The organism is Streptomyces fildesensis, from assembly GCF_016107395.1.
Taxonomy (GTDB): Bacteria; Actinomycetota; Actinomycetes; order Streptomycetales; family Streptomycetaceae; genus Actinacidiphila; species Actinacidiphila fildesensis.
On record NZ_JAAIKO010000454.1, the window covers coordinates 1 to 210 of the forward strand.

1 protein-coding gene is annotated in these 210 nt (G+C 41.0%); it reads left to right on the forward strand.

The genetic code is table 11. The annotated features are described in order from the left end of the window. Positions 1–5: 5 nt before the first annotated feature. Positions 6–210: protein kinase domain-containing protein (locus tag C6N31_RS47625; protein WP_498063745.1), on the forward strand; the 205-nt coding region annotated here is incomplete at its 3' end.

The following is a 210-nucleotide window of genomic DNA, read 5'->3' on the forward strand; positions in this document are numbered from 1 at the left end:
CTTTTTTGTGCATTAGGAAAGATACTGGCCAAGAGTTTGCCTGTAAATCAATTGCTAAGAATAAGTTGATAACATTGGAGGACGTGGATGATGTCAAGAGAGAGATTCAGATCATGCATCATTTGAAGGGACGCCCCAATGTGATCAATATTGTTGATGCTTATGAGGACGACCATGCTGTTCATGTTGTTATGGAGCTTTGTGCTGGTG